Origin of the sequence: Kitasatospora sp. NBC_01300 (assembly GCF_041435235.1) — a bacterium.
Classification (GTDB): Bacteria; Actinomycetota; Actinomycetes; order Streptomycetales; family Streptomycetaceae; genus Kitasatospora.
Genome location: NZ_CP108408.1, coordinates 5,701,834 through 5,714,395 on the forward strand (window position 1 = coordinate 5,701,834; position 12,562 = coordinate 5,714,395).

Below are 12,562 nucleotides of genomic sequence, written 5' to 3' on the forward strand. Positions count from 1 at the left end.
GGGTGCCGCTGGGTTGGGGCGGGGCTGAGGCTGGGTGCTGCGGGGGCGGGGCGGGGGCGCGGCTGGGTCGGGCGCGCGCCGCTGGGGCTGGGGCTGGGTACGGAGGGGATCAGGTGCCGGCGAGGGGGAGGGAGGCGGCGACCACCTGGCCCAGTGCCACCGCCCGCTCCAGCGCCTGGCGGAGCAGGTCCTCGCGCGGCTGACGGCCCACCATCCCGGCCGGGACGGCGTACATGGTGACCTCGGAGAGCTGGCTCGCGGCCATCCGCCAGGCGTCGGTGACCTGGAGCGGCTGGTGCGCCTGCCACCAGCCGGTGCTGCCGCCGGCGGCGGCGGGCTGCAGGATCGCGTGCAGCTTGCCCATCGCCACCAGGACCGACCAGCCGCCCAGTTGGTCCGGGGTCTCGTCGAGGTCGGTGACGGCCTGGAAGCCGGCGTCCTGGAGCAGGTCGAGGAACTCGTCCTCGCCCGAGGTGCTGCCGGGGCGCCCGACCGGGCCGGTCGGCTCGACGACCAGCGAGGCGTGCCCGACCTTGCCGTGCAGCACCAGCCCGCAGGTGATGCCGAGGATGGCGGCCTGGCCCGGCGCGCTGGGCTGGGCGGTGGGGGCGGTCGCCGGGGTCGGCGCGGGAATGGGCACCAGCGGGTGCGCGGGCGCGGCCGGGGCGCCGGCCGGGGCGCTGGTCTGGGCCTGGCTGATGCTGCGGACGGCGCCGACCAGCTGCTCCTCGGCCACCGGTACCACCTGGGACGGGATGCAGCGGGCGTGGGCGAAGGCGAGTACGGCGGTCTCCTCGCCGACGAACAGGACGGTGCTGGTGGGCTCCGCGTGGGTGTCGCCGGAGGTGCGGCAGGAGGTGCATTCGTAGCTGTCGGGTGCGCGGTCGCCGCCGAGGAGGCGGTCCGCCTCGTCGTCGCCGATCTCGGACCGGACCTCGTCGCTGACGTCGAGCATGCGCGGCACGGGTTCTCCTCTTGGTGGGTGCGGTTGGCGGTCGGGGGGCGGATACGGGGAGGTCGCCATGACCAACGGGCCCTTGTGTCAGGCGTCACGGGTGGTCGACGAGGCTGACGGGAATTGCCTCTGATCCGACCGCGCCGCGTGTTCTCGTGGTCGCAATGTGTCGATGTCGGTGGCAGGCCTGCCGGAATGAAACGGTGAGGTGAGTCACGCCGCCGTGATGTTTGATCTACGAATCGATGGCTAAAACGGGCATTTCGGGCGGGATTGTGTGGTCATTACCGCCGGTAACCCTTGGCTGAGCTGGGCAGACCGGTGGAGTTTTGGTTTCCCCGCCGACCGGCTCGTAGCTTCATTGGCGGCGCAACGAGCGCCACCCGGGTTCACCCCCGACGCACCGCCCCTCCGGCTTCCCGCCGGATGCGGCAGGTGCCCGCCGACGCGATCGCTCGAACAGGTCGCCGGTGAGCGGCTGGGTGGCCGGGGCGGCAAGCGGCACGTCCGACACGTGCACGGTCGCCCGACGGACGCGGCAAGTGAACGCGGCCCTCCCCAGGGCCTGGTTCCGCATGCCCGCCCGGGGCTTTCGAGAGGAACCCCATGACCTTCCGTCACGAGACCGCCGCTGCCACCACCTCCACGGCCACCAAGCGCAACCGCGTCCGGATGGCCGTCGTGGCGGGCGCCGCTGTCGCGGCCCTGCCGGTGGCCGGCCTCGTCACGGCCACCTCGGCCTCCGCCGCCTCCGTCTCCACCTGGGACTCCGTCGCCCAGTGCGAGAGCGGCGGCAACTGGGCCATCAACACCGGCAACGGTTTCTACGGCGGACTGCAGTTCACCTCCAGCACCTGGGCCGCCTTCGGCGGCACCGCCTACGCCTCGCAGGCCAACCAGGCCACCAAGGCGCAGCAGATCGCCGTCGCCGAGAAGGTCCTCGCCTCGCAGGGCCCGGGCGCCTGGCCCGTGTGCTCCGTCAAGGCCGGCCTGACCAAGGGCGGCGCCCCGGCGGCCGTCGACACCTCGGCCGGTTCGACCGCTGGTTCGGCTGCCGGTTCGACCGCCGCCAAGCCGGCTGCCCCGGCCGCCAAGCCGGCGCAGACCCAGGTCCCGAAGGCCGCCGCTGCGCCGAAGGCCGATGTCGCGCCGAAGGCCGCCGCCCCGAAGGCCGCCGCTGCGCCGAAGGCTGACGTCGCGCCGAAGGCCGCGCCGAAGAACGACGCCGCCAAGGGCGCCAAGGGCTGGACCGGCTCGAACGACGCCAAGCCGGCCAAGGGCGACAGCTACACCGTCAAGTCCGGTGACACCCTGAGCTCGATCGCCGCCGCGCAGGGCCTGGACTGGCACGACCTGTACAAGAACAACGCCAAGGTCATCGGTGGCAACCCCGACCTGATCCTCCCGGGCCAGACCCTGAGCGTCTGATCAGTTGAGCCTCTGATCAGCTGAGCCTTTGAGTCGCTGAGTGTTCGGGCAGCTGAGGGTTTGACACCGGCTCTCCGGGGTCTGCCGCCTGATGTCGACTGTCCGACGTCCCCGGCCTGAGGTCGGTTCAGCGGGCCTCCCGGCCCCGGCGCTGTGCTGGTACCACGGCCGCTTCTCCGCTGTGCGGGGGAGCGGCCGTTGGCGTTTCCGGTGCTTCTGGCGTTTCCGGTGTTTCTGGCCCGTTCGGCGCGTTCGGAGTGTCGTTGGGGAGGGTCATGCGGCGGCCGGCCTAGATGAATGAGTCCGATGTCCTCAGTGGTCATAGGCGATGAGTGAGCGCTTGAGCGCGGCGCCGGTGTTCCAGTTGTGCCAGATCGCGGCGGCGAGGGCGAGCAGGCGTTGACCGGTGCGGGCGAAGACGCCGGCCTCGGTTCGTGCGCCGTGCTGTTCGAGACTGAGCTGGCCCTTGAGGGTGTCGATGACCGCCTCGATCCACTGGCGGACGCGGGCGAGCCTGCCGAATCGGGCAGGCTCGCCCTTGCGGTCGGGCCGGACCAGGTGCGCGCCGAGCTCGTCGGTGACGAAGGCCTCGAACGCGGCTCCGGCGAAGCCTTTGTCGCCGAGGATCACCTGGCCCCGGCGCACGAGGTGTCGGTCACGGCCGAGCATGGCCTCCATGACCTCGCGCTCGCCGAGTTTCGGGTTGGCCAGGCACCAGCTGACCGGCATGCCCTCGGCCGTGGTCAACAGGTAGAGCCGCAGACCCCAGAAGAAGCGGGAGTGACTGGCGCAGTAGCCGTACCCGGCGGTGCCGGCCAGGGCCGAGCGCTTGACCGTCTCACGGGAGGCCGCGCAGGGCAGCGGCGTGGAGTCGATCAGCCGCAGGTCGTCGTGCCAGGTCGGCACCTGCCGGGCCAGTGCGCCGACGACCTGCGGGATGAGCGGGCCGGCCGCGTTCAGACGCTTGTTGTAGCCGGACTGCCCCGGCAGGTACGGGAACAGGTGCCGCAGCCGGCCACTCGCGAAGCGGTGCCAGTGCCTCGCCGACGGGAAGCCGAGCAGTACCTGCGCCACGGCCAGGCACAGCAGTTCCGCATCCGAGAGCCTCGGAGGTCGCCCGATCCGGTGACGAGGGGCCATGTGATCGTCGATGAACACGTACAGTGCCGTCAGAAGGGTGTCCAGGTTCGTCTTCACAAACCAACCAACGGGCACCCTTCGTCATGGTCGCGGCCAGCCCAACAATCGGACTCATTCATCTAGGGTCGGCTGCTGTGCCGCCTCCGTGTGATGAGCGTATGTGCCGGGTCGTACTTCGGCTGGGCGTCGCCGTGGTGCTGCTGGCGGGGTCGGCGGCGATCCCCTGGGAGCGGGCCGGTGCGGCGGTCCGGGTCGCGGACGTCGTGTGGGACGGCCTCGCCGAGTGCGAGAGCGGCGGCGACTGGCAGGCCGACACCGGCAACGGCTACTACGGCGGCCTGCAGATCTGGCCGCCCACCTGGGAGCTCGCGGGCGGCTTGCGCTTCGCCGACCGGCCGGACCACGCGAGCCGCCGGGAGCAGACGACGGTCGGCGAGGAGATCCTCCGACGGCAGGGCTGGGAGGCGTGGCCGGACTGCGCGCGGGAGCTGGGGCTGATCGGCGGATCGCCGGCCCCCGGCGGCAGTCCGACCTCCGGCGGCAGCCCGAGCCCTGGTGGCGGTCCGGGTTCCTGAGGCCGGCCGGGCTTCGGCCGTGGCGGTGCGGGAGGATGGTGGGGTGATCCAGGGCGAACTGTTCGGTGACCTGCCCGGTGCCGCCCCGGGCGGGCGGTCGGGGTCCGCTGCCGCGCGCGGGCGCGTGGAGCCCGCCCCCGGTGCCGTCCTCCTCCCCGGCTGGCTGGACGCCGATGCCCAGCTGCGCCTGGTCGCCGCCTGCCGGGAGTGGGCCCGCCCACCGGCCGGCCTGCACGCCGTGCGGATGCCCACCGGCGGGATGATGTCCGTACGGATGGTCAGTCTCGGATGGCACTGGTATCCGTACGGTTATCGGAGGGACGCGGAGGACGGCACGCCCGTCAAGCCGTTCCCGCCCGAACTCGACCTCCTCGCCCGCCGGGCCGTCGCCGACGCCTACGGGACGGACGCCCGGCAGATCGCCGGTGCCGCGTCGTACGAACCCGACATCGCGCTCGTCAACCACTACCCGCACGGCGCGAAGATGGGCCTCCACCAGGACCGCGACGAGCGGACCGACGCGCCCGTGGTCTCGCTCTCGCTCGGCGACGCCTGCGTGTTCCGGCTCGGGAACACCGAGACCCGGACCCGCCCGTGGACCGACCTGGAGCTGCGCAGCGGAGACCTGCTGGTGTTCGGCGGCCCGGCCCGGTTCGCGTACCACGGCGTGGTGCGCACGCTGCCCGGCACCGCGGATCCGGCGCTGGGTCTGGTCGGCCGGCTCAACATCACCGTGCGGCAGTCGGGGCTGGCGGCGGGGGAGGCCTGAGCCCGGGCGGGCGTTCGTCCGCCTGGTGACCGCTCCTCTCCGTTACTGCTCGATCGCCGATCGCTTACTCGTTCGAGTGAATCGGCTCCTTCGGCCCGGCAAGTGGGAATGACCCCGGTCGCCGGAGAATTCGAGTGGGTTGGAGAATTCGATCAGGACGGGCGCCGGAGCCGGGCGGAAGACCTCCGCCGGGGCCGTGGGCCTGGAGAGGAAGCGCACGCATGGGTACCCCCGTCGACGACCTTGTCGACCTGCTCGACCTGGAGCAGATCGAACTGAACATCTTCCGCGGGCGCAGTCCCGAGGAGGCGCTGCAGCGGACGTTCGGCGGCCAGGTCGCCGGGCAGGCGCTGGTCGCGGCCGGGCGCACGGTGGACGGCGACCGCCCGGTCCACTCGCTGCACGCCTACTTCCTGCGCCCCGGGGTGCCCGGCGTGCCGATCGTCTACCAGGTCGACCGGATCCGCGACGGTCGCTCCTTCACCACGCGCCGGGTGCTCGCCATCCAGGGCGGTCGGCCGATCTTCGCCCTCACCGCCGACTTCCACCGCCCCGAAGAGGGCGGCATCGAGCACCAGCACCCCATACCGGACGTCCCCGCGCCCGAGGACCTGCCCAGCGCGCTGGAGGAGGTCGGTTCCCGGCTCGGCGAACTCCCCCCGTTCATCAGCCGCCGCCAGCCCTTCGACATCCGCTACGTCGACCGGCTGCGCTGGACGAAGGAGGAGCTGGCCGGGGTCGAGGCGCGCAGCGGCGTCTGGCTGCGGACGGACGGCCCGCTGCCGGACGACCCGCTGATCCACGTCTGTGCCCTCACCTACGCCAGCGACATGACGCTGCTCGACGCCGTCCGCGCCCCCGTCGAGCCGCTCTGGGGCACCCGGCACTTCGACATGGCCTCGCTGGACCACGCGATGTGGTTCCACCGCCCGTTCCGTACGGACGACTGGCTGCTGTATCAGCAGGAGTCCCCGATCGCCCACGGCGGGCGCGGCCTCGCGCGCGGGCAGATCTTCGACCGGAGCGGGCGGCTGGTGGTGTCCGTGATGCAGGAGGGGCTGTTCCGGCCGCTGGGCGCCGGCAGCTGACGGTGCGGGCGTCGTGTCCGTGGTGTTGCCGTCGTGACGCCGTGTTGCCGTCCTGTGGCCGCTCTGTGGCGGTTCCGACAGGCGGGAATGATCCGTCCGGGCGTGCGGCGTTGTGGTGGGTGACCGAGTGGGACGGCCCGAACAGCGGGCCGTCCGAGGACCGCAGTGGGAGGGTGTACCGATGACGGCGACGGCCGCGGAGGACTGGAAGCACTGGAGTGACGGCCGGGCGGCGTCGGTGAGCGCGCCACACGGCCAGCTCGCACTCACCGGCACGCACTGGTTGGAGCCCGAACCCGCCGAGATCGTCGGCCTGCCCGGGCGCTGGTGGGCCGACGCCGAGGGCGTCCGGGTCCGGGCGGTGGCCGCGGACGGCATCACCGTCGGCGGCGCCGACGGCCCGGTCGACGGCGAGGCGCTGCTCCGCCCCGACACCGATCCGGCCGCCGACACCGCCACCCTCGGCGACGTCCTGCTCGTCCCGATCGAGCGCGAGGGCGAGCTCGCCCTGCGGGTCTTCGACCCGGCCGCGCCGCGCCGGACGGCCTTCGCGGGCATCTCCGCCTACCCGTACTCGCCGGAGTGGGCCGTCCCCGCCGTCTTCACCCCGTTCGAGGAGGACGGCGCCCAGTCCGTGCTCGTCCCCAACGCGGACGGCAAGGAGCGCCCGCTCGCCGTCACCGGGCAGATCGCCTTCACCGTCGCCGGCGAGCACCGCACGCTGACCGTCACCCGCTCCGGCGACCGCCTCACCGGCGTCATCGCGGACGCGACCAGCGGCACCGACACCTACCGGTTCCGTTTCATCACCCTCCCCGCCCCGGACGCGGACGGCCGCACCGTCCTCGACCTCAACCGGGCCTACCTGCCGCCGTGCGCCTTCGCGGACCACTTCATCTGCCCGTTCCCGCCGCCGGGCAACCGGCTCGACTTCGCGGTGGAGGCGGGGGAGAAGCAGGTCCTGACCAGGTAGGACGGGCCGCTGCCCGGCCCCGGTGCGGGGAGCGGGGAGGCCGGGGCGGAGCATGGAGGGTTGTGTCGACCAATCATCCTGCCAATCCAGCCCCGGCGTCCGACCCCGCCCCGACGCCTGCCCCTGCCCCGGCGCCCGATGCCGCCGAGGCCGCTGCCGCTGCCGCTGCTCCGGCGGAGGAGCCTCCCTCCGACGCCTCCGCTCCGCCGGCCGGTACCACGGCCCTTCCCTGGTACCGGCGGGCCTTCGCCGACCTCAGCCCGCTGCGCGACCACCCCGACTACCGCCGGGTCTGGTTCGGGCAGGCGGTCTCCTCCATAGGCCAGCAGATGACGGCCGTCGCCGTCTCCGTCCAGGTCTACGACGAGACCGGCTCCGCCTTCGCGACCGGCCTGGTCGGCCTCTTCTCCTTCTTCCCGCTCGTCGCCTTCGGCCTCTACGGCGGCGCGATCGCCGACACCGTCGACCGGCGCAAGCTCGGCCTGATCGGTTCGGCCGGGCTCGCCGCCGTCTCCGCCGTCCTCGCCGTACAGGCACTGGCCGGCCTCGGCCAGGTCGCCGTCCTCTACGCCGCCGTCGCCGCCCAGGCCGGCTTCTTCGCCCTCAGCTCGCCCGCCCGCTCCGCGATGATCCCCAGGCTGGTCCCCAGCCACCAGCTCCCCGCGGCGAACGCGCTGAACACCGTCAGCATGAACCTCGGCCTCACCGTCGGACCCATGCTCGGCGGCGTCCTCATCGGCGCCTACGGCACCCAGGCCGCCTACCTGGTCGACACCGTCGCCTTCGCCGGCACCCTCTACGCGATGTGGCGCCTGCCCGCCATGCGCCCGCTCGGCGACCGCAAGGGCCGCGCCTCCGTCCTCGACGGCCTCCGCTTCCTGCGCGAGCAGCCCAACCTGCGCACCAGCTTCCTCGCCGACCTGGCCGCGATGATCTTCGGCATGCCGCGCGCCCTCTTCCCCGCCATCGCGGTCACCTTCTACGGCGGCGACGCCCGCACCGTCGGCCTCCTGGTCGCCGCCCCCGCCGTCGGCGCCCTCACCGGCGCCCTCTTCTCCGGCTGGGTCGGCCGCATCCACCGCCAGGGCGCCGCCGTCCTCGTCGCCGTCGCCGCCTGGGGCCTCGCCATCGCCGCCTTCGGCGCCCTCCACAACCTCTGGCTAGGCCTCCTCCTGCTCGCGGTCGCCGGCTGCGCCGACACCGTCAGCATGATCTTCCGCAACACGATGATGCAGGTCGCCGCCCCCGACGAGATGCGCGGCCGCCTCCAGGGCATCTTCATCGTCGTCGTCGCCGGCGGGCCCCGCCTCGGCGACTTCGAGTCCGGCGCCGTCGCCGCCCTCACCAACCCCGCCACCTCCGTGATCACCGGCGGCCTTGCCTGCGTCGCCGCCGTCCTCCTCCTCGCCGCCCGCCGCCCCGCCTTCCTCACCTACGACGCCCGCCACCCCACCCCCTGACCCACCCCGACCCGCCCCTGACCCACCCACGCCCAACCCGGCAGCGAGCACCCCTCCACGTGCTGTATTGTTTTCCACGTCGCCGGGACAACCGGAGACAAGGTCGAGAAGCCCACAGCAGAGCCCCCCAGGCCCCGCTACCGGGCACCGAGACCACGGGACGTGGCGCAGCTTGGTAGCGCACTTGACTGGGGGTCAAGGGGTCGCAGGTTCAAATCCTGTCGTCCCGACCAGCGTTTTCGCAGGTCGTAGGCCGCTTTCACCGAAAGGTGGAAGCGGCCTTTTTGATGTTTCGTCGGCTGGTGGTCGCAGTGTGGTCCCGGGGGGTTGGCCGGGGCGCCGGTTGGCGACGTTGTGTCGTTTTCCGTGTCTGCTGGGTGGTCAGACGTGGTGCGCGGGGGCTGCGGGGGATTCGGGCTGCGTGGTTGCCGTGCAGGGCGTTGTGGTCGGCCTGGTCGAGGGAGTGGTTGATGGCGTCGACGGCTTCGCGGACGGCCTGGATGGTCAGGTAGTGGTAGACGTCCACGGTGGTGGAGAAGGTGGAGTGCCGCAGCGTCTTGGAGACGATGGGCAGCGGCACGTGTTCGTCCATGGCCAGGGCGCAGGCGAGGTGGCGCAGGTCGTGGACGCCGATGACGGGGACGCCGGCTTCGCGGCAGAGGCGGTGGAATCGGCGCAGGACGTAGGAGGGGTGGAGCGGGCGGCCGTGGCGGTGGAAGACCAGGCCGTGTCCGGGAGCGGGGTTGGGGCCGCGGAAGGTGTCGGGGGCGAGGCGGTGGGCGATCGCTGCGGTGGCGCGGTCCGACAGGGCGACCCAGTTGCGGCTGGAACGGGTCTTGGGTTCGGTGAAGACGAGTTCGGTGTTGTCGATGGCCGAGAGAGTCCAGCGGATGTACATGAAGCGCTTGTCGAGGTAGGCGTCGTCCTCGTGGAGGGCCAGGGCCTCGCCCTTGCGGATGCCGGAGCCGATGAGCAGTTCGGCGAGGTCGGCGATCAGGGGGTCGGCGCCGTGGGCGTAGCGCAGGAACGTGGCCGCGTGGTCGACGGTCCACTCGATGCGGTCGGCGCGGCGCGGCCGGCGGAGGACCAGGGGCCGACCGACGTTGCGGCGCAGGCGGCCGGCCCGGACCGCGTCCCCGAGCGCGCTGGAGAGCGTGCACAGCATGCGGTGGACGGTGACCCTTCCGCGGCCGTGGGCGAGCTGGTGGTCGGCGAAGGTGCGGATGTGGGGCCGGCGGAAGTCGTCGAGGCGGATGGTGCGGAAGGCGGGGATGAGGTCGTCGTACACGTACCTGCGGTAGTGGGAGGCGGTGGTGGGCTTCAGTTCGGCCTGTTTGGCGTGGAACCAGTCGTCGAGGTAGTCGGCGACGCTCTGGTCGGGGTCGCGGGGGATGCCGGTGCGTTCGCCTTCGAGGTAGCGGTGCAGGGCTTTTTTCGCGGCCTTCTTCTTGAGGTAGCCGCCGCGGCGGATGGTGTGGCGCTTGCCGTCGATGGCGGTGTGGCTGTCGACGGCGAAGGTCCAGGTGCCGTGGTGGGGGTCGGCGGCGAGGAGGGGGCAGCGGGCGCCGAGCTGTTTGCGGTGCTGGTCGCGGCAGCCGCAGCGGCGGTAGACGCGGCCGCGCTTGGCGGAGGAGCGCATGATGATCACTTCACGCAGGGTCGTGGTCGGGTTGGCCTTTCCAGTTTCGTCCCGTGCGGGCGCACTGCGGCTGCCGATGGGACCACCGTGCGACCACCAGAGGCTTTCAGGGCCTCTGGCCTGGTGTGATCCCTTGACCTGCGCTCAGATTGCCTACGGCTCCCTTCGGTGGCTCGCAGCCTTGTGGATCATGTCCGGAACTCTGGCGTCCGGACGTGTCGTCGCTGATGGCGACCGGACGGATGCTCTCGGGTGTGGGAGGGTCCGGGGTGCGACGCCGACTGCGGTGCGGCCGGAGGCCGGCTGCGAGTGATTCTGAGGTGCTCTGATTTTATCGAATTCCTCCGGATATCGGCAGGGAATGGATCTCTCATTCCCCGCCCGCGGGGCCGCTCGGGCCGTTTCGGAGGAGGCAGAATTGCGGCCGCTTTTCGGGGATGCGGAATTCCCGGACCTGATTGTACGTCAGGCATGCATGCCATGATGGTCACGCTGAGTAATATCGGCCGGGGTTCGAGGGCGGGTGTCGACGGCCTGGGGCGGACGTGCCGTTGCCGACAGGTCGACGGCTGTCACGCGGAGCTGCCGACAGGCGCGGTGGCCAGAGCCCTCCGCTGTCACCCTGGGTGATTGTCGAGGGATGCGTCGTGTGTCCGGGCAGGCGGTCTCGGCGGCCGGTCAGGTGAGCCGGTCGCGGTGGACGGCTGCGGCTTCGCGGACGAGGTGGGCGAAGCGTTCGCGGCTGTGGTCCTGGTGCCGCTCGGCCGGTTCGTCGTCCCCGTCCTCCGCCTCGTCGGCATTGGTGTCCTCGTCGTCCAGTTCGTCGTACTCCTCGTGGAGGAGCCAGCAGCCGTGGATGCCGGCGAGGAGGTCTTCGAGGAGGTCGACGGCGGGGCGTTTGGGGTCGAGAGGGGTCAGGCGCAGGCCGGTGTCCTCGGGGTCGGTGTCCGGGCCGGTGTGGTCGGCGAGGTCGTCGTCGAGGTCTTCGAGGTGTTCGCGCAGGCCTGCGGGGTCGGGGAGGAGGCCGTCGGCGACGTGGAGGGCGTGGCGTACGAGGCCGGTGACGGCGTCGTAGGGCGAGACGCCGGCTTCGATGAGGCCGAGGACGAGGGTTGGGGTTTCGTGGGGCAGGGCTTCGATGTCGTCGGCTTCGAGCAACACGGTGATGGGGGAGTGGCCGGTGACCTCGGCGGCGGCCGCGAGCCAGTGTGCGGCGGCGACGGCCGCGGCGGTGGGGTCGATCTCGGAAAACAGTGCGGCGGGGCCGAAGGGGTCCTGTTCGAGGAGGTGGTCGGCGGCGGCGACCTGCACGGGGGAGGCGCCTTCGCGGCTGAGGAGGACGGCCTGGCGGGCACGGCCGGTGAGGTCGCCGAGCTCGGCGTTCTCCACGGCGGCGAGCTCGATGGCGGCCTCGGCGAGGACGGCGTCGGTGAGCTTCCGGTCGTCCAGGCCGTGCAGGGCGCGGCCGGCGCGGTGGGCGGATTCGACCAGCGGGCTGTAGGAGACGTCGAGCATGCCCTCCTGGGGAAGGTTGGGCCGGGCGATGGCGCCCGGGACCTCGTCGAAGGACTTGCGCTCCTCCTCACGGCGCCAGCCTTCGGAGCCGGACTCCTGGGAGGCGGCGGCGCTGGCGGGGTGGGTGTAGGTGCGCCAGGCGGCGTCGGACAGGTGGCTGAGCGCGCGGGCCAGGCGCAGGAGAACGGAGGCCTCGGCCCCGGCCGGGAAGGAGGCCACCCGAGTGGCGAGGTCGCCTTCACCGGTTCCCCAGGTGGCGAGCAGCTCGTGCCGCTCGGGGTCGACGCTGTAGCGGGTCACGAATCCCTACCTCCAGGACTGCCGCGGTGCTCGGTCGCCGTGCGGGCCCATTGTGACCGACCGGCGGGAGTCGGAGGCGCGGGCGCAGGCCTTCGGCCCGGCAGCGGGCGGAATCGATCGGGAGTGGTCCGGTTCCTTCGCGGTACGGTCGTCCCGTGACTCAACTTCCCAGCAGTTCGGCCACGTTGGTGGTGCGTACCGACTTCTCCGGCCCCGCTTCGTGGGAGCGTCTGCGCAAGGTCCTGGCCACCCCGAACGAATACGGGTTCCTTCCCGACGTCGAGCTCGTGGACGATCCCCGCTTCGCGGGTGCGACCTGCGCCGAGGTAAGAAACCTGCTGCCGAGCGACTATCGGCACCCGCTGCTCGTCCTGGCGGACACGGTGGCGCTCGGCTCGGCCGAGCTGCCGGTCGTCGTCGTGGACCTGTGGGGTGAGCCGGGGCGCTTCATCCGGGTTGTCGCCGCGGAGCTTTGGGGGATCGAGAACAACCTGTCGATCGCGAACATGGACTTCGACGATTTCGCCCGTGCCGTCGACCAGGACGGGGTGTTCAGGGACTTCTGAGCCGGACCGGCCGGCCAAGCCGCTGGTTGCAGAGGGCGGGTTCACTGCCCAGGAGCAACAGCGTCGGGAGCGGGTGCGGCTGGAGGTGGGCTTTACCCCGCCGCAACCCGCGCCGCGGTCGACGAAGTCGTCGCCACCTGGGAGAACCAGGCCC

11 protein-coding genes and 1 tRNA gene are annotated in these 12,562 nt (G+C 72.1%); 8 read left to right on the forward strand and 4 right to left on the reverse strand.

Annotation, left to right across the window (positions count from 1 at the left end; translation table 11 throughout):
* Positions 1-109: 109 nt before the first annotated feature.
* Positions 110-964, reverse strand: a complete 855-nt coding sequence (locus tag OG556_RS25305) for a hypothetical protein (protein WP_371519611.1) — start codon at positions 962-964, stop codon at positions 110-112.
* A 597-nt stretch (positions 965-1,561) separates the two neighbouring features.
* Between OG556_RS25305 and OG556_RS25310 the strand changes: the two genes are divergently transcribed.
* Positions 1,562-2,383 (forward strand): transglycosylase family protein, encoded by an 822-nt coding sequence (locus OG556_RS25310; RefSeq protein ID WP_371519614.1) that lies wholly within the window; start codon positions 1,562-1,564, stop codon positions 2,381-2,383.
* Positions 2,384-2,695: 312 nt separating this feature from the next.
* Here OG556_RS25310 and OG556_RS25315 read toward each other — a convergent pair whose 3' ends face one another.
* Complete coding sequence (locus OG556_RS25315; RefSeq protein ID WP_331744010.1) at positions 2,696-3,580, reverse strand: IS982 family transposase; 885 nt, start codon at positions 3,578-3,580, stop codon at positions 2,696-2,698.
* A 101-nt stretch (positions 3,581-3,681) separates the two neighbouring features.
* Between OG556_RS25315 and OG556_RS25320 the strand changes: the two genes are divergently transcribed.
* The 6 genes from OG556_RS25320 to OG556_RS25345 all read left to right on the forward strand — a co-directional run bounded on the left by OG556_RS25320 (position 3,682) and on the right by OG556_RS25345 (position 8,621).
* The gene (locus tag OG556_RS25320) at positions 3,682-4,098 is read left to right on the forward strand and encodes a transglycosylase family protein (protein WP_371519617.1); all 417 of its coding nucleotides are present in this window, start codon (positions 3,682-3,684) and stop codon (positions 4,096-4,098) included.
* A 124-nt stretch (positions 4,099-4,222) separates the two neighbouring features.
* The gene (locus tag OG556_RS25325) at positions 4,223-4,867 is read left to right on the forward strand and encodes an alpha-ketoglutarate-dependent dioxygenase AlkB (RefSeq protein ID WP_371522883.1); all 645 of its coding nucleotides are present in this window, start codon (positions 4,223-4,225) and stop codon (positions 4,865-4,867) included.
* A gap of 221 nt (positions 4,868-5,088) precedes the next feature.
* Positions 5,089-5,955, forward strand: a complete 867-nt coding sequence (locus OG556_RS25330; RefSeq protein ID WP_371519620.1) for an acyl-CoA thioesterase — start codon at positions 5,089-5,091, stop codon at positions 5,953-5,955.
* 181 nt (positions 5,956-6,136) lie between these two features.
* A complete protein-coding gene (locus tag OG556_RS25335) occupies positions 6,137-6,928 on the forward strand; it encodes a DUF1684 domain-containing protein (protein ID WP_371519623.1) in 792 nt (263 codons plus the stop codon).
* Between the two features lie 62 nt (positions 6,929-6,990).
* Complete coding sequence (locus OG556_RS25340) at positions 6,991-8,388, forward strand: MFS transporter (RefSeq protein ID WP_371519626.1); 1,398 nt, start codon at positions 6,991-6,993, stop codon at positions 8,386-8,388.
* Between the two features lie 156 nt (positions 8,389-8,544).
* Positions 8,545-8,621 (forward strand) — tRNA-Pro (locus OG556_RS25345).
* Positions 8,622-8,647: 26 nt separating this feature from the next.
* Here the strand turns inward: OG556_RS25345 and xerC are convergent.
* Together xerC and OG556_RS25355 are read right to left on the reverse strand one after the other, a co-directional pair.
* The gene (gene xerC, locus OG556_RS25350) at positions 8,648-10,027 is read right to left on the reverse strand and encodes a tyrosine recombinase XerC (protein ID WP_371522885.1); all 1,380 of its coding nucleotides are present in this window, start codon (positions 10,025-10,027) and stop codon (positions 8,648-8,650) included.
* A gap of 678 nt (positions 10,028-10,705) precedes the next feature.
* Positions 10,706-11,842, reverse strand: a complete 1,137-nt coding sequence (locus OG556_RS25355) for a hypothetical protein (RefSeq protein ID WP_371519628.1) — start codon at positions 11,840-11,842, stop codon at positions 10,706-10,708.
* 155 nt (positions 11,843-11,997) lie between these two features.
* Between OG556_RS25355 and OG556_RS25360 the strand changes: the two genes are divergently transcribed.
* Positions 11,998-12,408, forward strand: a complete 411-nt coding sequence (locus tag OG556_RS25360; RefSeq protein WP_371519631.1) for a hypothetical protein — start codon at positions 11,998-12,000, stop codon at positions 12,406-12,408.
* Positions 12,409-12,562 lie beyond the last annotated feature (154 nt).